Here is a 21864-nt window from a genome sequence, read left to right on the forward strand (position 1 = left end):
AGCGCGAAGCGCGCATCGCCGAACTGCGCGCGCGCCGCCGGGCGCGGCTGCGGGTGCTGGCCGTCCGCAGCGGCATCGCCTTCGGCGCGCTGGCGGTGCTGCTGCTGTTGCTGCTGTACTGGCTGCTGCAGACCGTGGCCGGGCGCGAGGTGCTGATGGCGCAGGTGGTGGCGCGGCTGCCGGCCGGCGCCACGCTGACCTGGGAGCGTGCCGAGGGGCCGCTGGCCGGGCCGCTGATCCTGCACGACCTGGAGTTCCGCTACGACGACCTGCACTTCACCGCCAAGCGCGCCTACCTGGACCCTGACATCCGTCCGCTGCTGGGCCGCAAGCTGCGGCTGGACGCGCTGCAGATCACCGGCGCCACGCTCAACCTGGGCAAGAGCGACGAGCCGTTCGAGCTGCCGTCGTGGCCCGGCTCGCTGCCGCAGATCGAGATGCCGCTGGCGATCCAGGCCGACAGCATCGTCATCGACGGCTTCCGCATCACCCAGCTGGAGCAGCCGCTGATCGACATCGCCAAGGTGCGCGGCGGGCTGGAGATCGCCAACGGCGAGCTGCGCACCCGCCAGCTGCAGGTCGAAAGCGACCGCGGCGATTTCCGCCTGCACGGCGACTACCTGCCGCGGCGCGACTACCGCACCGACCTGGTGGTGTCGGCGCGGCTGCCGGCCGCGCCGGGCCGCACCCCGGCCTCGCTGGGGCTGGTGGCGCGCGGCGACCTGGCGAAGATGGAAGTGGCGCTGGCCGGCAACGCCCCGGCGCCGCTGCAGGCGCAGCTGGTATTCACCGGCCGCACCGATCCGGTGTGGGCGCTGACCGCGCGCAGCGACGCGCTGGACCTGTCGCTGCTGATGCCGCCGTCCGGCGATGCCGGCGATGGCGAGCCGCTGGCGTTCGACTTCACCGCCGAGGGCAAGGGCGGCCGCGCACAGCTGCAGGGCAACGCCCGCTATGGCGACATGGCGGTGGTGCTGGAGCCGTCGCGCGTCAGCCTGGACGACCAGGTGCTGTCGGTGGCGCCGCTGGTGGTCAATGCCTTCGACGGCCGCATCCGCCTCAACGGCACCGCCGATTTCCGCGACACGGACAACGCCAACTTCCGTTTCTCGGTGATCGCCAGCCAGCTGCGCTTCGTGCCCGCCGCCGATCCCGCTACCCCGGGGCAGGCGCCGGTGCCGGTGGAACTGGTGGAAGCGCGCATGGGCCTGGCCGGCAACCCGCAGAACTGGGCCGCGGTCGGCACCGCCACGCTCGAACGCGACGGCGAGCAGGCGCACCTGCAGTTCGACGGCCGCGGCAACGAGAACAACCTGCAGTTCAAGCAACTGCACGCCACCACGCCGGGTGGCGAACTGGACGTCACCGGCACGCTGGGATGGGCGCCGGCGCTGGAGTGGGACCTGACGGCGAAACTGGGCGGCTTCGATCCCGGCTATTTCGCGCCGGGCTGGGACGGGCGCCTGTCCGGCCAGCTGGCCAGCCGCGGCCGGCAACTGCCGGCGCCCGCCGCCGGTGCCGCCAGCCCGGGCTACGAGGCGCGCCTGGACATTCCCGGCCTGAAGGGCACGCTGCGCGGCCGCCCGCTCGACGGCAAGGGCCGCTTCGCCCTGCAGGGCCAGCAGGGCGAGGGCGAGCTGACGCTGGCGCTGGGCGGCAGCCGGGTGCAAGCCAAGGGCAAGGTCGGCGACCGGCTGGACATCGACGCGCAGCTGCAGCCGCTGCAACTGGACGACCTGCTGCCCGGCGGCAGCGGCAGCCTGCGCGGCAGCGTGCAGGTGCAGGGGCCGCGCAATGCGCCGGACATCACCGCCGAACTGTCCGGCAACGGCCTGCGCTGGGACGACTGGAGCGCCGACAGCCTGAGCCTGCAGGGACGGCTGCCGTGGCGCGGCGACAACGGCACGCTGGCGCTGCGCGGCAGCGCGATCGACGTCGGCATGGTGCTGGACAGCGTGCGCGTGGACGCCCGCGGCAGCATGGAGGACCTGCGTGTGGACGCGCAGCTGGGCAACGAGATGGCGCAGCTGGCGCTGCAGGGCGGCGTGCGCCAGGCCGGGCAGCAATGGCGCGGCGAGCTGGACGTGCTGCGCATCGACCCGGCCAAGGGCGCGCCGTGGCACTTGCGGCAGCCGGCCAGCTTCAGCGTGCAGGGCGCGGACTTCACCCTGACCGACACCTGCCTGGGCGCGGCCACCGGCGGCGCGCTGTGCCTGGCCGCCAACTGGCCGCGCGAGGGCCTGGTGCTGCGCGGCGACGCGTTGCCGCTGTCGCTGGTGCAGCCGTGGCTGCCGCCCAACGCCGGCCGCCGCATGCACCTGCGCGGCGAACTGACCCTGGACGGCTCGCTGCGTCCGCGCGGCAACGCCTGGGAGGGCGGGTTGAAGGTGGCCTCGCTGGAGGGCGGCATCCGCCTGGGCGACAACGCCCGCGGCGAACTGGTGCGCTACGACCATTTCTCCTGGGACGTGGACCTGACCCCGCAGCGCATCCATTCGCGGCTGGGCGTCGGCTTCCAGGGCGACGGCTACGTCGACGCCACCGTGGAGACCGGCTGGGATGCCGCCGCGCCGTTGACCGGCGAGCTGTACCTGCACATGTCGCGGCTGTACTGGATGGAGCTGTTCTCGCCGGACCTGGTGCGTCCGCAGGGCGTGATCGAAGGCCACGTCAGCCTGCGCGGCACCCGTTCGCAGCCGTCGCTGGGCGGCGAGGCACGGCTGAGCAACTTCACCGGGGAGTTCCCGGCGCTGGGCCTGAACTTCACCGAGGGCAAGGGCAACTTCACCGCGCAGCCGGACGGCTCGGCGCGCATCAACGCCTCGCTGCGTTCGGGCGAAGGCACGCTGGTGGTCGACGGCGGGCTGTCGTGGTTCGGCGACGCCACGCCGCTGCAGCTGCACATCAGCGGCAACAACGTGCTGGTGGCCAACACCAGCGAGTTGCGCGCGGTGGCCAATCCGGACCTGGACTTCACCATCGTCGGCCGCACCATGCAGCTGCGTGGCAGCGTCAACATTCCCGAGGCCGACCTGGACCTGGAACGACTGGACCGCGGCACCTCGGTGTCCGAGGACGTGGTGGTGCTGGACCCGGCCGATCCGGAGGAAACCGCTTCCTCGCCGCTGGACATGGACCTGGCGGTGACCCTGGGCGACGCGGTGAAGATGTCCGGCTTCGGGCTCAAGGGCGCGCTGGCCGGCAAGATGCAGGTGCGCGCGCGCCCGGGCCGCGAGATGACCGCCACCGGCGGGCTGGAAGTGAGCGGGCGCTACAAGGCCTACGGCCAGGACCTGACCATCACCCGCGGCCACCTGGTGTGGAGCAACCACGTCGTATCCGACCCACGCATCAACATCCGCGCCCAGCGCGTGATCGGCGACGTTACCGCCGGCATCGACGTCACCGGCCGCGCCCTGGCGCCGCGCGCCGACGTCTGGTCCGAACCGGCGATGTCGCAGTCCGAGGCGCTGGCCTACCTGGTGCTGGGCCGCAGCCTGACCGGCGTCGGCGGCGACCAGGCGCAGCAGGTCAACGCCGCTGCGGCGGCGCTGTCGGCCGGCAGCGGACTGCTGGCCTCGCAGCTGGGCGCCAAGCTCGGCTTCGACGACGCCGGCGTCAGCCAATCGCGCGCGCTGGGCGGCTCGGTGGTCGGCGTCGGCAAATACCTCTCGCCCAAACTGTACGTCGGCTACGGCGTCTCGCTGGTCGGCAGCGGCTCGGTGCTGACGCTCAAATACCTGCTGCGCCGCGGCTTCGACATCGAAGTGGAATCGAGCACGGTGGAGAACCGCGGCTCGATCAACTGGCGCAGGGAGAAGTAGCCGGTTCCCCCGCTGGCCGCAGGCAGAAACTGGGGAAGGGCATAGATGCGCAGCGTGCTGCTGTCTGCGGTGCTGCTGGTGGGCCGAAAGGCATGGGTGGGTGACGCGCTGCAGGTGACGGCGTGCCCCCATGACCGTTGGCGGTTGCCCAGCCAGGGAACCGGGGCTACCGTCGCCGTTTGACCTGCTCGTGCCTGTGGAGTGCCCATGAATCGCAAACCCCTGACCGCCGCGCTTGCGCTGGGACTGGCCGTCGCCGCCACCGCCCATGCCGATGAAGGCATGTGGATGCCGACCCAGCTGCCGGAACTGGCCAAGTCGATGAAGGCCGCCGGTTTCAAGGGCAATCCTTCCGGCCTGGCCGACGTCACCGCGCCGCCGCTCAGCGCGGTGGTGCGTGCCGGCGGCGGCACCGGCTCGTTCGTTTCGCCGGAGGGACTGCTGCTGACCAACCACCACGTGGCGATGGGGGTGATCCAGTACAACTCCAGCCCGGAACACGACTTCATCGCCGATGGTTTCATCGCCACGGGCCGCGCCGACGAGCGTCCGGCCAACCCGGATTTCCGGGTGATGGTGACGGTGGGCTTCGACAAGGTCACCGACGAGGTGCTGGCCGATGCGCGCGGCAAGACCGGTCGTGCCTATTACGACGCGGTGGACCGCGCCGGCAAGCGCATCGTCGCCGAGTGCGAGGCCGACGGCGCGGTGCGCTGCTCGGTGGCCAACATGTACTACGGCACGGACTTCTACCGCATCCGCCAGCTCGAGCTGCAGGACGTGCGGCTGGTGTACGCGCCGCCGCGCGCGATCGGCAACTACGGCGACGAGATCGACAACTTCATGTGGCCGCGCCACACCGGCGACTTCACCCTGCTGCGCGCCTATGTCGGTAGGGACGGCAAGCCGGCGGCCTACAGCCCGGACAACGTGCCCTACGCGCCGCCGGCGCACCTGAAGCTGTCGCTGGAAGGCCCGAAGGAAGGCGACTACGCGATGCTGGCCGGCTATCCAGGGATCACCTACCGCCACCGCACCGCCGGCGAGTTCGCCAGCCAGATCGACACGGTGCTGCCGCGCCGGGTGGAGGTGTTCCAGCAGCTGATCGACACCATCGAGGCCGCCACCGCCGCCGATGCCGCCGCGCGCACCCGCTACGCCTCGCAGCTGCAATCGCTGAAGAACAACCGCAAGCGCGCCGCCGGCGAACTGGAAGGGCTGCTGCGCAGCGATGCCAAGACCCGCCGCGCGGCCGACGAGCAGGCGATGCTGGCCGCCACCGACGGCAAGTATCGTGGCGACATCGACGCGCTGCTGGTCTCGCTGTCGCAGGGCGATGCCCTGGCCGAACGCGATTTCCTGCTGGAGCTGATCGCCGGGCAGACCCAGCTGTTGCGTTCGGCGCTGCTGCTCGAGCGCCTGCGCATCGAGTCGACCAGGCCCGATGCCGAACGCGAGAGCGGCTACCAGCAGCGCGACCAGGCGCTGATCGAAGGCACGCTCAAGCAGGTGCAGCGCCGCTACGATCCGGCGGTGGAGAAGGTGCTGCTGACCGCGTTGCTCACCCGCTACCAGCAGCTGCCCGACGCGCAGCGCGTGCCCGAGTTCGACGCTGCCTTCGGCCGCACTCCGGCGCAGCTGGGCAAGGCGCTGGATGCGCTCTACGCCGGCACCCGGCTGGGCGAGGAGGGCGAGCGCCTGGCGCGCTTCGCCGCCGCGCGCGAAGGCAAGCCGCTGGCGGCCGATCCGCTGCTGGCTGCGACCGCACCGCTGGTGGCCGCGCAGCTGCGGCTGGAGAACGAGCGCAAGGAACGCGAGGGCGAGCAGCTGCGGCTGCGTCCGGCCTACATGCAGGCGCTGTTCGCCTGGCGCAGCAGCCAGGGCCGCGCGCTGTACCCGGACGCCAACCGCACCCTGCGCATCAGCTACGGCAAGGTCGAGGCGCTGCACCCGCGCGATGCGGTGCACTTCCCGCCGGTGACCACGGTGGCCGGCATCGTCGAGAAGAACACCGATGCCTATCCGTTCGATGCGCCCCGGCCGCTGCTCGACGCCATCGCCAAGGGCGATTTCGGCAACACCGCCGACCCGGCGCTGAAGACCCAGACGGTCAATTTCCTCACCAACCTGGACACCACCGGCGGCAACTCCGGCTCGCCGGTGCTCAACGCCAAGGGCGAGCTGATCGGCCTGAACTTCGATTCCAACTGGGAATCGGTCAGCGCCAACTGGTGGTTCGACCCGCGCTACAAGCGTGCGGTGCACGTGGACATGCGCTACATGCGCTGGCTGATGGCCAAGGTCTACCCGGCGCCCGGCCTGCTGGCGGAGATGGGCGTGCCGCAGGAATAGCCGTCATGGCGGTCGCCGCGGCCCGCCGGTTTGGCCGGCCGCCGGCCGCGGGCTAGACTGCGACCCGGTTGACGGGGAGGCAGCGATCAGGTGATGGGGGGACACGACGATCCGGCCGGCGACACGCCGGCGGCCACGCGCACGGAACTGGAGGGGCTGGCGGTCTGGGTGGTCGAGGACGATCCGGAACTGCTGGAACTGATGGTCGACGACCTGCGCTGGCGCGGTGCGCAGGTGCGCGGGATGGACAGCGGCGAGGCGCTGTACCGCGAACTGGCGGTGGGCCGCTGCGACATCGTCGTGCTCGACGTCGGCCTGCCCGGCGAGGACGGCTACACCGTCACCCGCCACCTGCGTCGCGCGGTGGACATCGGCATCGTCATGCTGACCGGCCGCGGCGGCGCGCACGACATGGCCCACGGCCTGTCGCTGGGCGCGGACATCTACCTGGTCAAGCCGCTGGACCTGGACGTGCTGGCCGCGGCACTGCGCAGCCTGCGCCGGCGCCTGCCGCCGGCGATGGCCGCAGGTACGCCGGCCGCCATGGCGCCGGCGCCGCGCCAATGGAGCCTGCAGGCCGACGGCTGGAAGCTGTGCGCGCCCGATGGCCAGGTGCTGGCCCTGACCGAAGCCGAGCGCGCATTCCTGCGCGCGCTGTTCGCCACGCCCAGCGCGCCGGTGGAACGCGAGACCCTGATCGCGGCGATCACCGACCAGCCCTGGGATTTCGACCCGCATCGACTGGAGGTGCTGGTGCACCGCCTGCGCAGCCGGGTGAAGACGGCGACCGGCCAGCCGCTGCCGGTGCGTGCATTGCGTGGCGTGGGCTACCTGTGCCTGCCCAACGGAGACTGAGCAGGTAGCGACCGGGGTCTTCGCCCGGACCGTCCGAAGAGGTTCCATCGCATGGATGGCCACGGCGTGGCGTGATGCTGCCTGCCGGAGGTGCCGGGTGCGGGGGCGCCGTCATCCGCATCGTCGCCGGGCGGCGATCGCGATCGTTGCAGCGCGACTCCGGCACCCTCTCCATCAGAGCGTCGCATCGAGGCGGGGCTCCCGCCGGGTTTGCCCGGCTGCCGTGAGCCTGTGAGAGCGAGCGAGATCGTCCGGTACTGTCATTGACGGTACTCCCTCCCAGAATTCCCCCGCCCCATTGTCGCTGACCGACAAGGGGCATGGCCTGTCCGCGAGCCGGCACAGGCAGCCACATGCAGCGCACAGCAGACAGCGCCGCTGCAAACGATGGAATAGGGGAAAACGCGTGTACAAGCAGCAGGGTCGTGCCAGCGCCGGCATGGGCGCTTTGGGTGCCGTACTGTCACAGGTGAAGGCCGCCTTCTCGGCGGGCAACCATCGCCTGGGCATCTTTGGCCTGGCGGCCGCGCTGCTGGCTGCGCCATCGGCGCAGGCGGCGGTGACGCCCACCCAGGTCACCACCGCGCCGGATATCGGCATCGGCCAGCAGGTGGACGTCTCCATCAACTGGACGCGCACCGGGGGCGCAGGCGACACCATTTCCATCGTCATCCCCGCGCAGCTGCAGGTCGATCCGCCGGCGCCGCCGGCCAACTGCACCTATTCGGCGCCGAACATGACGTGCACGGCGCCTGCCGGCAGCAGCGGCATCCTGGTCTTCCCGGTGCAGGGTGCGATCGCGGGCGGTTTCAACCTCTCCGCGACCGGCACCTCCGGCCCGGCGGCGGCGTTCTCCGGCCAGGTACGCAACGCCGGCGACCTCACCGTCGTCAAGGACATGACCAGCCCGGCCAGCGGCAATCCGCTGGCCGGTGGCCTGGTCACCTTCCAGCTGGCGCCGAACATCGCCACGGGCGGCAACGAGGTGCCGGTCGGCGGCAGCATCACCATCACCGACACCCTGCCGGGCAATGCCAGCACCGGACTCGTGCTGGAGGAGATCGTGGTCAGCGGCCCGCTTACGCCCTCCTGCAACACCGTCGCCAATGCCAACAGCACGCGCACGCTGACCTGCACCTACAGCGCCGGCGGCAGCGCCATCACCGCAGCCCAGCTCAATGCCAGCCGGATCAACGTCACCGGCCGCACCGAGAGTCACGGCAGTTTCGTCAACACCGCCCAGATCAGTTCGGGCAACACGCTCTACATCGATCTGAACGCCGGCAACAACACCGTAAGCCTGCCCTACAACACCAATCCGGCCACGGACCTGGCGGTGGCCATCACCAGCACGATCAGCAACAGCTCGGCCTCGCCGTCGCCGGGCCTGAGCAGCCGGACCATCACCTTGACGGTGAGCAACAACGGGCCGATGACGTCGGCTGCCGGCGCCGTGGTGGAAACCGTGGTTCCCGCAGGCTTCACCCTGGGCACGCTGCCGGCCGGCTGCACTGCCGCAGCGGGCAGCCTGACCATCTCGCCGCCGGTCGGTGGAGGCACCCAGACCGGCAGCTGGAGCGGCACCAAGGTCACCTGTACCGCCGGTGCATTGAACGAAGGCCAGAACGCCCAGTTCGTGCTGCCCATCACCCTGGACAACGCGGGTCGCAACGGCCTGTACCTGCCGGCGGTGGTCACGCCCCCGGCAGGCCAGAACGATGGCAGGCTGGAGAACAACAGCGCGACCCGGCGCTACTGGATGGCGCCGTCGGCGGCCGACCTGGGCATGGGCAAGAGCAAGTCGCCGGCCAAGGTGGCGGCGGGCGGCACGGTCACCACCTCCCTGCGCGTCACCAACCATGGCCCGGAAACGGTCACCTGGGATGCCGACCATCGCCTGCGCGTGGTGGACTGGCTGGATCCGCGCGAAATCGCCGGCGGTGCCATCGGCACGCCGACGGGCGGCTGGAGCTGCATCGTCACCCCCAACTCGCCGCGAGCGGGCTATCCCGACCTGACCACCCAGGTGTCCTGCGAACACACCGGGCCGGGCATGATGGCGGTCGGCCAGTATCGCGAGTTCAGCTTTACCCATACCGTGGTCGACGCGGCCACCCTCGGCCCCGATCCGGTGGCGCTGCAGAACCTGGCCTGTACCGGCAGCGAGGTACTGCGCCTGCTGGGGCTGGACGAGAACGACGGCCCGCAGCCGGCGGACCCGGCCGATTCCGGCGCGTCCGGCGGCATCGGCGAGAACGGCCTCGATGGCCAGGACTGCCGCGGCGTCACCGGCCAGGGCACGACGATCCTGGCGGGCGAAGCGCGCGTCGGCATCGTCAAGGCATCCTCGGTGGACGGTACCAACTGGTACGACAACGTCGCCGATGCGCCGACGCTGGCGGCCGCCGACAACGACCTGCACTGGCGGATGACCATCACCACGGCATCGGTCGCCCAGAACCCCGCGCAGAAGACCATCCCGAACCTGCAGGTGAAGGACATCTACCGTGGCCTGATGCGGGCGGCGGGTACGCCCGGTTACGTCTCTCCGAACATCACCTTCAGCTACGACACCAGTGGCGCGCCCGGCGTGACGCACAGCTGCCCGGCGAGCATCTCCGGCAACCCGCAGAACCATGGGCATGGCAACGGCGTGGTCGAGACTGGCGGCACCTACGAGCAGGTCTGCAACTTCAACAACGTGCCGCCGGGTTCCACCATCGTGGTGACCGCCACGCTGACCCGGCCGCTGGGCGTGACCAACGCCAACGGCTGGCTGGACAACGAGGCCACGCTGGACTCGATCAACGCCTTCCTGGAGGACCTGTCCGGGGGCGGCAACCTCAGCGACAGCGCCCGCGTGGTGGTGGAGCGCCGCGCCGACGTGGCCCTGACCAGCAAGACCGTGGCGACCTCGATCCCGGCCAGTGGCGGCAACAACCCGATGGCCTCGGTGGGCGAGACCGTGATGTTCACCATCACCGCCCGCAACCAGGGCCAGGACCACATCGCCGCCGGCAACTTCCGCATCACCGACAGCCTGTTCACCGGCACGCCGAGCCCGACCGTTCCGGCGTTCGAGGTGCTGGGCGTCGACGCGGCCGACCCGGCGAAGATGAGCTGCGCGGCCAGCAACCTGGCCAGCGGCAGCATTTCCTGCGTCAACACCGGCGTCATCAGCCGCCACGAGGTGCAGACCATCACCGTGCGCGCGCGCGTCAAGCGGCCGGCGAGCTACGCCGGCGTGCTGGGCGACAAGCTGTACGAGAACGTCACCAACACCGCCTACGTCCACCTGGACAACATGTGCGAGTACCGCGTCGACGGCGTGGCGGACTCGGCCACCTGCGGCGACGCCAATGCGCTGGCCAACAACACCGCTTCGGCCGTGTTCGACGTGACCGTGCCCTCGTTCGACCTGCAGCAGGGCAAGGTGCCGCTGTTCCCCGCCGGGCAGAGCGAGTTCCGCGCCGGCGACGACCTGCGTTACCGCTTCAGCATCCGCAATGCCGGCCCGTCGATCGCCGAGAGCATCGTCATGACCGACAGGCTGACGGTGCCGGCCGGCTTCACCCTGGTACTGCAGGCACCCGCGCCGGGCAACCTGAACGCCGCCCCGGCCAGTTCCGGCTATACCCTGGCCAACAAGACCATTGCCTGCAGCCAGGCGGCGCCGAGCGCCGAGGCGGTGTGCACCTTCGACACGCTGGACGTGAACGAAGAGGTCAACTTCGAGCTGGTGTTCCGTCCGGTGGGCGTGGCCGACACCACGGTGATCTTCGGCAACGCGGTCAACGTCTGCGCCGACGAAACCAACAGCTACGAATCCTCGGGCAAGTGCGATGCCGATCCGGCCCAGGCCGGCAACAACCTGGCCGCGATCAACAACGTGCTGTTCCCGAGCACCGACCTGGAAGTGGTGAGCAAGACCGCCACGGTGTCGCCGGTCGATGTCGGCCAGCCGGTGCCCTGGCAGATCGTGCTGCGCAACAACGGTATCTCCACCTCCACCCAGATGCGCCTGGTGGATACCCTTCCGGCCGGTTTCGAGTGGGTCGGCAGCACCGCGCCCGGCGTCGGCAGCGCCACCGGCGGCGCCACGCTGAGCGCCGGCGGCGGCAACCTGACCGTGCTGGCCGGCCCGCCGGCGTCGCCGGACGCGGCCAACGTGTGCTACGTCTCCAACGGCATCGCCAACGTCACCGGCCCGGCCCAGCAGCAGGAAGTCACCTGCCACATCGACGGCAACTTCCCGGCCAACAGCGGCTTCACCCTGACCCTGCACGCGCGGCCCAAGGCCGGCGTGTACACCGGCCCGTACCTGAGCAACGTCAACAACCATGCGACCGTGTCGCCGGGCAAGGACGCGGACGGCGAAGACCTGGCCAAGGACAGCGACCCGGACAACAACGACGGCGACGGTCCGGTGCAGGTGCGCGACGCCTCCATCGGCGGCCGCGTGTTCCTGGACCGCAACAACAATGGCGACCAGGACGGCACCGGCGCTCCGCAGGATGCCGGCCTGAACGGCGTGAACCTGACCCTGACCGGCATCGACCTGTACGGCAACACGGTCAACCTGACCGTCACCACCGACGCGCAGGGCGACTACAGCTTCGGCAACCTGGCCCCGTCCAATGCCGACGGCTACACCATCACCCAGGACCAGGGCACGGTGCCGGCCGCCTACAACAACGGCGTGCCGCAACCGAACACCCCGCGCAGCAACCGCAACGGCACCAGCACCGGTGTGACCCCGGCGGCGGGCGGCTATGCGGTGAACAACACGCCGGGCAGCAGCGTCATCGGCGGCATCGTGCTGGGCAGCGGCGGCCAGGGCGTGCAGTTCGACTTCCCGGAAACCGACCTGCTGTCGCTGTCGGGCTACGTCTTCGCCGACAACGAACCCGACGACGTGTACGTGCCCGGCGTCACCGACACGCCGATCGCCGGCGCGACGCTGGAACTGCTGATCCTGCAGGGCGGCGTCTACGTTCCGGTCGGCGGTCCGTCCGCTACCGCCGTTACCGGCAGCGACGGCTTCTACGAGTTCAGCGGCCTGGTCGGCGGCGAAACCTACGCCGTGCGCCAGCTGCTGCCCACCGGCTATGCCAACAAGCCCAGCGCGGTGCGTCCGGGCCGGATCGGCGGCAGTCCCTGCACCGTCTGCAGCGTCGCCACCGGCGTGTCCGGCGACGCGGCCACCACCGACCGCATCAGCGGCATCGTGCTGAGCGCCAACGGTACCGACTTCAACTTCGGCGAGATGGCCCGCAACAGCAGCATCGGCGGCAAGGTGTGGATCGACCGCAACAACGACGGCGTGGTGGATCCGGACGAAACCGGCCTGCCCGGCGTCGACGTGACCCTGACCGGCACCGACGCGGCCGGCAACGTGCTGCCGCCGGTCACCGTGACCACCGATGCGGACGGCAACTACACCTTCGAGAACCTGCCGCCGGGCACCTACACCGTGACCGAGCCGACGCAGCCGGCCGGTACCAACAACGGCCAGACCGTTCCGGGCACCACGGGCGGCACCGGCACCCCGGCCACCACCACGCCGTCGGCGATCACCGGCATCACGCTGGGCGTCAACGAGCATTCCACCGGCAACAACTTCGGCGAGATTCCGCCGGGCGTCATTTCCGGCCGCGTCTACAACGACGGCAACGACAACGGCCTCGTGGACAACGGCGAGGGCGGCATCGCCAACGTCACCGTGGAACTGACCGGCACCGACGACCTCGGCCAGCCGGTGAGCATGACCACCACCACCGACGCCGATGGCCGCTACCGCTTCGAAGGCCTGCGTCCGGGCACCTATACCGTGACCGAGCCGACGCAGCCGCCGGAGACGCTCAACGGCATCACCACGCCGGGCAGCATCAACGGCACCCCCGTCGGCGTGGCCACGGACAAGGACACCACGCCGTCGGCGATCAGCCAGATCGTGCTGCCGCTGGGCGGCTCGTCCATCGACAACAACTTCGGCGAGATCGGCGATTCGCCGGACATGCTGGTCAGCAAGTCCTCGACCACGGTCAAGTTCACGGTCAACAACCTGGCCACGTACGTGATCCGCGTGCGCAACGGCGGCCAGCAGCCGTCCGCCGGCGAATACGTGGTGCACGACCGCCTGCCGACGGGCCTGAGCCTGGCCGCGACCCCGGCCGGCAACGGCTGGACCTGCGGCGGCGCGGTGGGCGATACCCGCTTCGAGTGCCGCAGCTCGGACGTCATCGGCGCCGGTGCGACCTCGCCCTCGGAAATCACCGTCACCGTGAACGTGTCGGCGGCCGCGGCCGAAGCCGGCACCGTGAACAATGCGGTGCTGGTCGAAGGTGGCGGCGAGAACCCGTTCCGCACGCCCACCCCGGAAGAGCGCGCCGCGTTCGACGGCGACGTGGAAGACCTGCCGCTGTGCGAAGACGGCATCACCCGCAACGCCTGCCGCGTGCCCAACGAGGTGCAGCTGTCGGCGTCGGTCGGCGGCACCGTGTGGTTCGACATCGGCAGCGAGGACTCGCTGCTGGACGGCGGCGACGAACGCCTGCCGTCGTGGATCGTCGAACTGGTCGATCCGGCCAGCGGCGAGGTGGTCAAGACCACCACCACCGCGGCCGACGGCAGCTACCGCTTCGGCGACGTGGTCCCGGGCGTGGAGTGGAACATCCGCTTCCGCGATCCGGCCTCGGGCACGCTGTGGGCGTGGCCGGTGAACCGAGAGAACGCGGCCGGTACCGGCGTGTCCTGCGATGCGGCGGCGGCCATCGCCAACGGCGAGGCCAGCGCCTGCCGCACCACCGACGGCGGCGTCAGCCAGCTGCAGGTCGTGCTCAAGCCGGGCGCGCACCTGCCGCAGCAGAGCCTGCCGGTGGATCCGTCGGGCGTGGTCTACGACTCCAGCACCCGCGACCCGGTACCGGGCGCGGTGGTGACGCTGGTGCCGGTGGGCGTGTGCAACGGCTACGACCCGCTGACCGCGGTGCTCAACGCCGCCGGCGGCGGCTACACGGTCGAGGGCAATGCGATCTCGATGACGGTGGGCAGCAACGGCTACTACCAGTTCGTGTTCGGCCCGGGCGCCCCGGACCGCTGCGAGTTCCGGCTGACGGTGACCCCGCCGGGCGGCTACCAGTTCGTGTCGCAGGTGATCCCGCCGCAGGACGGTTCGCTGTCCCCGCCGGGCGGACGCGGCAGCAGCCATCCGGTGCAGCCGCAGGCGACCGCGCCGACCGGTGCCGTCGGCACGGAGACCCAGTACTGGCTGACGCTGTTCTCCGGTTCGGCGACCGGCGGCATCATCCACAACCACATCCCGCTGGATGCGGCGGTGGCGCCGGGCCTGGTCATCACCAAGACCGGCGACCGCCGCATCGCGGAGATCGGCGACACCGTGCAGTACACCATCACCATCCGCCAGACCGCGGGCAATCCGCTGCAGACGGTGAACGTGGTCGACACCCTGCCGCGCGGCTTCACCTACATCGAAGGCACCGCGCGTGCCGGCGGCGTGGCCGTGGCCGAACCGCTGGGCAAGCCGGGTCCGCAGCTGGGCTTCGACGTTGGCCCGCTCAGCACCGGCGGCCAGATCGTGCTGACCTACCGCGTCCGCATCGGCGTCGGCGCGCAGCAGGGCGATGGCGTCAACCGCGCCCAGGCCCACGGCTGCTCCATCGCCGGCGGCTGCATCGATCCGGTCAGCCTGACCCCGTTGCCGGGCTCGGTGCCGTCCAACCGTGCCGAGTACCGCGTGCGCGTCACCGGCGGCGTGTTCGCCGAGGAAGCCTGCGTGCTGGGCAAGGTGTTCGTGGACTGCAACAACAACCACGTGCAGGACGAGGAGGAGCTGGGCATCCCGGGCGTGCGCCTGTACTTCTCCAACGGCACCTGGGTGATCAGCGATTCGGAAGGCAAGTACAGCTACTGCGGCCTGCCGCCGCAGAGCCACACGCTGAAGGTGGACCCGTCCACCCTGCCGGCCGGTTCGCGCCTGACCACCAGCTCCAACCGCAACCTGGGCGACGCCGACAGCCTGTTCCTGGACCTGAAGAACGGCGAGCTGCATCGCGCCGACTTCATCGAGGGCAGCTGCTCCAACCCGGTGATCGAGCAGGTCAAGGCACGCCGCACCCAGGGCGAGGTGCGCGCGCCGGAGACCGAAACCGGGCAGTCGCAGCTGCGTTTTGAAAGCAAGCCGCTCCGTGCGCCGCAGCAGGCCACGGACTCGGCCAACCAGAGACCGATCGTGGAACCCAGACCCAACCCGCCATCGGCGTCGGCCGCGCAGGAGGTGCAGCCGTGAGCCGCCTGTCCTGCCTGCGGCAGATGCCGCGACTGAGCCTGCTGGCCTGTGCCCTGGCCGCAGCGCCGGCGCTGGCCCAGAGCGTGGCCACCGGCAGCCGCTTCACCCCGGTGCTGGGCGATGCCGACACCCTGTACCCGCGTTCGCCGGCGAGCGTGGACGCGGCGCCGGAAGCCATCGCCACCCGTTCCGGCGCGGCCGACTATCGCCTCAACCAGGGCGTGGACCGCGTGCGGGTGGAGGTGGACCGCGACGGCGTGCCGGCCGACGGCCAGACCCCGGTGCACATCCGCGTGCAACTGCTGGATGCCGAGGGCAGACCGCTGGCCGGCAAGGCCTTCGCCACCATCGAGCACAGCGGCGGGCGCATCCGCCTGCCCGGCTCGCGCACCGACGAGTTCGGTCCCGGCGCCAGCGATGCCGACAAGGTCACCCCCGGCATCCAGCTGGCGGTGGAAGACGGCGTGGCCGAGTTCGACCTGCTGGCCCCGCACGAGCCGCAGGACGTGGTGCTGCGCATCACCGCCGGCGGCCACACCGCCGAAGGCGTGATCGGCTTCCTGCCGGAGTTGCGCGAGCTGCTGGCCACCGGCCTGATCGAGGGCGTGGTCAACTTCCGCAACAAGTCCAACGCCAGCCTGATCTCGCCGGTCGAGCACAACGACGCGTTCGACCGCGACATCCGCCGCTGGGAGAAGCAGTTCAACAACGGCAAGGCGAACGCTGCCGCGCGCACCGCGTTCTTCGTCAAGGGCCGGATCAAGGGCGAGTACCTGCTCACCGCCGCCTACGACTCGGACAAGGACGTGCGCGGCCGCCTGCTGCGCGACATCCAGCCGGAGGAGTTCTACCCGGTGTACGGCGACTCGTCGCTGCGCGGCTTCGACGCGCGCTCGGCCGAGCGCCTGTACGTGCGCATCGACAACAAGCGCAGCTACCTGCTGTACGGCGATTTCCAGACCGGCGACACCCTGGCTACGGCCACCGGGATCGGCGGCAGCGGCGCGATCCCGCAGCGCAGCCTGAGCACCTACAACCGCACCGCCACCGGCCTGGGCTGGCACTTCGAAAGCGAGCGCGTGCGTTCCAACGTGTTCGCGATCCAGGACTCGTTGCGGCAGGTGATCGAGGAGTTCCGCAGCCAGGGCAGCGGCCCGTACGCGCTGCGCAACAACGCGGTGCTGGAAGGCAGCGAGCGGGTGGAAGTGATCGTGCGCGACCGCAACCAGCCAAGCCGCATCGTCTCGGTGCGGCCGCTGGCGCGGCTGGTGGACTACAGCTTCGAGCCGTTCTCCGGGCGCATCCTGCTCAACCAGTTCATGCCGTCCTTCGACAGCGACCTCAACCCGGTGTCGCTGCGCATCACCTACGAACTGGACCAGGGCACCGAGAAGTTCTGGGTAGTCGGTGCCGACGGCCAGTTCAAGCTGACCGACAAGCTGGAAGTGGGCGCCTCGGCGGTCGACGACCGCAACCCGTTCGCCGAGTTCAAGATGGCCAGCGTCAATGCCGGCTACCGCTTCGGCGCCAATACCGCGCTGGTGGCCGAGTTCGCCCGCACCCGCAGCGAGATCAACACCAACTCGCTCAACCAGATCACCTCGCAGGGGCTGCAGGACCTGAGCGGCGAAGTGGAAGGCGATGCCTGGCGGGTGGAGTTCGGCCACGACGGCGAGAAGTTCGACGCGCGCCTGTTCGCCGCGCGTACCGATCCGGCGTTCAACAACCCGGCCTCGCCGCTGTACGGCGGCCGCGGCGAGTACCAGGCACGGTTGGGCTATACCGTCGGCCCGCGGCTGGAGCTGTATGTCGAAGGGCTGCGCAGCGAGGATCGCAATCCCGATGGCGGCAAGCGCGATGCCGGCGGCGCCGGCGTGCGCATCGGCGCCAGCGAACGGCTGACCTTCGACCTCGGCGTGCGCAGCATCCGCGAGACCATCGGCACCACCTCGCCGTGGTCCTCGGGGACGCCGTTCGGCAACCTCGGCGGCCTCACCGGCGGTTTCGCCACCGGTGCCGGCGGCGGTGCGCTGGGCTATGGCCAGCAGGCGCTGGACCCGGCCACCGGGCTGATGGTGATCAACGGCTCCTCGACCGGCAGCCCGATCACCAGCGACCTGCCGGTGGGCACCAGGCTGGAATCGGACAGCGCCCGCATCGGCGTCGGCTACCGCTTCAACGACCGCTTCAGTGCCGGCGCCGAAGCGGAGCAGAGCGTCAGCGGCGAGGACCGCCACCGCGTCGCCGCCGGCCTGGACTACCAGGTGTTCGAGCGCAGCCGCGTCTACGGCCGCTACGAGAGGCAGACCGGCCTGACCAGCGCCTACGGCATCACCACCACCGACCGGCAGGCCGATGCGCTGGTGTTCGGTATCGACAGCAGCTACCTGCGCGATACCCAGACCTTCAGCGAGTACCGCCTGCGCGATGCCATCAGCGGCCGCGACGTGCAGACCGCCTCGGGCATCCGCAACAACTGGGATATCGCCGAGGGCCTGCGCCTGAGCAGCTCGGCCGAGCACGTCAAGGTGATCGACGGCAACACCGGCGACAGCACCGGCCTGGCGCTGGCGCTGGACTACAGCGCCAACCCGCTGTGGCGCGGCGCCATCCGTGCCGAGCACCGGATTTCCGAGGACGTACCCGGCACCGAGGCCAACGAGGCGTTCGACACCACGCTGCTGCAGTTCATGCTGGCGCGCAAGCTCAGCCGCGACTGGACCCTGCTGGCGCGCAACTACCTGCTGGCGACCGACTACGAAGAGCGCGGCGACGTACTGCAGGACCGCTTCCAGATCGGCCTGGCCTACCGCGACACTGACCGCAACCGGGTCAACGCGCTGGCCCGCTACGAATACAAGCTCGAACGCGACGAAAGCGGACTGCTGCTGGTGGCCGGGCAGGCGGTGGACGGCGGCAGCCAGGACGTGCGCACCCGCGCGCACATCGTCTCCACCCATGCCGACTGGCACCCGTCGCGGCCTTGGTGGCTGACCGGGCGCATCGCCGGCAAGTGGCAGCAGGACCAGTTCGCCTATGGCGACGGCTCGCGCGTGGACAGCAGTTTCCGTGCGGTCCTGCTGTCCGGCCGGGTGGTCTACGACATCACCGAGAACTGGGACATCGGCGTGCTCGGCTCCACCTTCCGCGGCCAGTACGGCGCCAACCAGTACGCCTACGGCATGGAAGTGGGCCGGCTGCTGCGGCAGAACCTGTGGCTGTCGGCCGGCTACAACTGGACCGGTTTCGAAGGCGACCGCGACCTCAACGGTTACGAATACACCCAGCAGGGCTTCTTCCTGCGCCTGCGCTTCAAGTTCGATGAAGACCTTTTCCGCCCGGACCCGGTCCGTTACCGCGACCCGGCTCGCTGAGGATGACCCGATGACTCTTTCGCATACCCGTATCCGCCTGTCCCGCACGCTGCTGGCCAGCGCCCTCCTGGCCGGCCTGGCCGGCGCCGCCGGCGCCCAGCAGACCCGGCTGCAGCCGCAGGAAAAGCGCATCACCGACGAGGCGATCCATGCCGACCTGCAGGGCTACGAAGCCACCCAGGGCCGCATCCAGGCGCTCAACGACGGCGGCCGTCCGATCCGCGACTACCACCTGTCCAAGGCCCAGTGCTGGCTGGACGTGTCGTTCCACGAGTACACCCGCAACGACCGCAGCGCCTTCCCGCAGCAGGCGCTGACCGAGTCGGAGAAACTGATCGTGGACATGGAGAACGGCGTGGCGCCGATTCCCACCGACACCCCGCTGGTCAACGGCGCCAAGTACCTGCGCGACGACCTGTGGCAGCGCCTGCGGGTGATCCACGGCACCCCGGGCTTCGCCTGCGCGCAGCAGAAGGTGGCCTGCGGCGAGGTCGAGCTGGTGCATGCCGGCAACGAGTTCAACCAGCAGCAGTGGCGCCATTCCAAGCCCTACATCCAGATCGCCGAGGACCTGGTCAACGAGGCCGAGGCGCTGGCGCGCCAGTGCGACGTCGGCCCTGCCGCACCGGCGGCGCCGCTCGGCCCGCTGATCGCCAACGTGCTGTTCGAGTTCGACCGCGACCAGTACCGCGACATCCGCACCTACTCGCTGGAGAGCGTGGACCGTGCGCTGGCGACCATCGAGGGCGAGCAGCTGAAGCTGGCCGGGGTGGCGCTGGTCGGCCACGCCGACCGCATGCAGGGACGTGGCTACGACTACAACCAGGGCCTGTCGCAGCGGCGCGCGCAGACCGTGCGCGAACTGCTGATCGGCCGCGGCATCGACCCGGACAGCATCCGCTACGAGTACCGCGGCGACACCCAGCAGGTGCAGCAGTGCGAAGGCGTCAAGCCGCGTGCGGCGCTGCTGGAATGCCTGCTGCCCAACCGTCGGGTCGAGGTGCGTTTCGAGCTGGGGGAGTGAGCGCGGTCCTGCGGGTGCGGCGGCATGCGCACCCGCGGCGGACGGATCAGGAGCGATCGCCGCGGACGGCACCGCCGGACCGTGGCGGCACCACCGCCGTCGGCGGCGCTCCGTCGCCGCGGGGCGGCGACCACGACATCGGGCGGTCACCGCTGATCATGATCCAGCCCTGCGCCAGCGCCTGTTCGGGGTCGCGGAGGACGCTGTAGTGGTCGACATCGCGACCGGCGGCCAGCCCCCACAGTCCCGCCCAGGCATTTTGTCCGCTGCGCCGCGCCACCTGCAGCGCGCGGCTGGTCGCGCGCAGGGCATCGTCCGGGCGCATGCGCCCGCCGGGGAACAGCGGGTAGGACGCCACGCCGATCGACACCGTCAGGGTGAGGTGCTGGTCATGGCCGATTTCCACCTGCAGGCGTTCGATGCAACGGCGCAGATGCCCGGCCAGCGCGAACGCGGCGGCCGACGAGGTGTCGTGGCGCACCATCAGGAACGTGGCACCGCTCCAGCGGGCCAGCAGGTCGTGCTGGTCGCAGCCCTGGCGCAGGCTGTCGGCCACCGCGCGCAGCAGCAGGTCGCCGGCGGCATGCCCGTGCTGGTCGTTGAGCGCCTTGAAGCCGTCCACTTCCAGCAGCAGCACCGCGCTGCGGTTGTCGCCGGCGGGTGCTGAGGTGGCGGCCTGCAGCAGGCGCTCGGCCTCGCGCCGGTTCGGCAGTCCGGTCAGCGCATCGGTGGTGCCCAGCTGGCGCAGCCGCCGCTGCTGGCGGCGCATGCGCAGGTACGCGCCGCCGCCGCCCAGCAGCAGAACGCCCAGGGCGGCGAGGGCGGCATTGCGCAGCAGCCGGTCGCGGTTGGCTTCCTGGCTGGCGTTGATCCGCACCGGGTCCAGTGCCTGTTCCGCCCTGGCCTGCAGCCTGGCCAGGCGGTTGAGGCTGTCGCCCTTCATCCGCCCCTGGTCGATCTGCCGGGCCTGGCGCAGGTAGTCGCGGGCCTGCGCGGCATTGCCCAGCACGGTGTGGATCTCGGCCAGCAGGTCCAGGCTGTCGCGCACGCCTTCCGGGTACTTGCCGGGTTCGGCCACCGCCAGCGCCTGCTCGGCACGCGCCAGCGCGGCCTCCGTTCCGCCCTGTTCCAGCTCGATCCGTGCCAGCCGCTGCAGGGTCACCACCTGGCCCAGCGGATCGTTCTTCTCCTGCCAGGGCAGGATCGCCACGAACCCGGCCCGGGCTGCTTCGCTCTGCCCTTCGATGCGCAGCACCTCGGCACGGTGGCTGCGGATGCGGTGCAGCAGGATGTCCTGGTTCGGCACCCGGACGGCGATGGCCTGGGCACGGGCGAACGCCTTGCCGGCCTCGTCGTAGCGCTTGAGGTTGAGCAGGGTGTAGCCGTAGTTGTAATGCAGCATCATGTCCTGCGGCACCGGTGGCCGCTTGAGGTGGTCCGACAGCCGGATCGCCTGTTCCATGTAGCGCAGCGCGCCCTCCGGGTCGTCCATCTGCTCGGCGCGGATCAGCGCGATGCCGATCAGCGCGTTGATCTGCAGGTTGAGGTCGGCCTCGGCGATGCTCCGTTCCAGCAGTGCCTCGAGCAGCTCCAGGCCTTCCTGGGTCTGGCCGTTGCGCTGCAGCAGCACGGCGGCCATCTGCGAGGCCTGGCTGCGGTCCGTCGACGGCAGCTCCGGGGTATCCATCAGTGCGCGCAGGCGTGCGGCCGAGGCCAGGCTGGCGCCGCCCTGGCCCAGCAACTGCTGGGCGAAGCCGCGGCAGCTGACCGCCCCGATCTCCACCGACGGCGGCAGCGGCGATGCCGCCAGCAGCTCGTCGGCGATGGCCAGGGCCTGGGGCGGCGCGCCGTGCAGGACCGAATGGCAGCGCCTCACCTGCTCCATCAGGCGGCTGCTGCCGGCGACGGGTTGACCGTGGGCATGGCCGGCCATGAGCACGACAAGGCAGAGCAACAGCCGGCGGGAGCGCGCGGCGATCGGGGGAAAAGGCATGGAGGCTGGCATTTCCGGTCGATGGAACGGTTCCGCGAGGCAACAGCGGCATGGGCATCGCGGCTGCGGATGACCCGTAATATAGCGTTGTTCAAGAACATGGGCGGCACCCCGATGCCGCCGGGACCCCGAGT

At 70.5% G+C, this 21864-nt stretch carries 7 protein-coding genes; 6 read left to right on the top strand and 1 reads right to left on the bottom strand.

Features of this window, described 5'->3' with window-relative positions; translation table 11 throughout:
• The first annotated feature begins 14 nt into the window (after window positions 1–14).
• From OK345_RS11975 to OK345_RS12000, 6 genes are all read left to right on the top strand, one after another.
• Entirely contained in the window at window positions 15–3824 is a 3810-nt protein-coding gene (locus tag OK345_RS11975) for a translocation/assembly module TamB domain-containing protein (protein ID WP_425510970.1), read from the top strand.
• A gap of 207 nt (window positions 3825–4031) precedes the next feature.
• Window positions 4032–6176 carry a S46 family peptidase gene (locus OK345_RS11980; RefSeq protein ID WP_265128215.1) on the top strand — a complete coding sequence of 715 codons (2145 nt, stop codon included), beginning with the start codon at window positions 4032–4034 and terminating at the stop codon, window positions 6174–6176.
• A 93-nt stretch (window positions 6177–6269) separates the two neighbouring features.
• Window positions 6270–7031 carry a response regulator transcription factor gene (locus tag OK345_RS11985; protein ID WP_265128216.1) on the top strand — a complete coding sequence of 254 codons (762 nt, stop codon included), beginning with the start codon at window positions 6270–6272 and terminating at the stop codon, window positions 7029–7031.
• A 406-nt stretch (window positions 7032–7437) separates the two neighbouring features.
• Window positions 7438–15339 carry an SdrD B-like domain-containing protein gene (locus OK345_RS11990; protein WP_265128217.1) on the top strand — a complete coding sequence of 2634 codons (7902 nt, stop codon included), beginning with the start codon at window positions 7438–7440 and terminating at the stop codon, window positions 15337–15339.
• Window positions 15336–18713, top strand: a complete 3378-nt coding sequence (locus tag OK345_RS11995; protein WP_265128218.1) for an Ig-like domain-containing protein — start codon at window positions 15336–15338, stop codon at window positions 18711–18713. The genes OK345_RS11990 and OK345_RS11995 overlap by 4 nt, the downstream gene beginning before the upstream one ends.
• A 10-nt stretch (window positions 18714–18723) precedes the next feature.
• Window positions 18724–19737 carry an OmpA family protein gene (locus tag OK345_RS12000; protein ID WP_265128219.1) on the top strand — a complete coding sequence of 338 codons (1014 nt, stop codon included), beginning with the start codon at window positions 18724–18726 and terminating at the stop codon, window positions 19735–19737.
• Between the two features lie 46 nt (window positions 19738–19783).
• Here OK345_RS12000 and OK345_RS12005 read toward each other — a convergent pair whose 3' ends face one another.
• Window positions 19784–21730: a GGDEF domain-containing protein gene (locus tag OK345_RS12005; RefSeq protein ID WP_265128220.1), complete on the bottom strand. Its 1947-nt coding sequence runs from the start codon at window positions 21728–21730 to the stop codon at window positions 19784–19786.
• Between the last annotated feature and the right edge of the window lie 134 nt (window positions 21731–21864).

The sequence above is a fragment of the Xanthomonas chitinilytica genome, from assembly GCF_026107455.2.
Taxonomy (GTDB): domain Bacteria; phylum Pseudomonadota; class Gammaproteobacteria; order Xanthomonadales; family Xanthomonadaceae; genus Stenotrophomonas; species Stenotrophomonas chitinilytica.

Excerpts from the sequence above, each read along its gene's own strand:
- OK345_RS11980 (WP_265128215.1), top strand. The coding sequence starts at position 4,032 with ATGAATCGCAAACCCCTGACCGCCGCGCTTGCGCTGGGACTGGCCGTC.
- OK345_RS11985 (WP_265128216.1), top strand. The coding sequence starts at position 6,270 with ATGGGGGGACACGACGATCCGGCCGGCGACACGCCGGCGGCCACGCGC.
- OK345_RS12000 (WP_265128219.1), top strand. The coding sequence starts at position 18,724 with ATGACTCTTTCGCATACCCGTATCCGCCTGTCCCGCACGCTGCTGGCC.
- OK345_RS12005 (WP_265128220.1), bottom strand. The coding sequence starts at position 21,730 with ATGCCTTTTCCCCCGATCGCCGCGCGCTCCCGCCGGCTGTTGCTCTGC.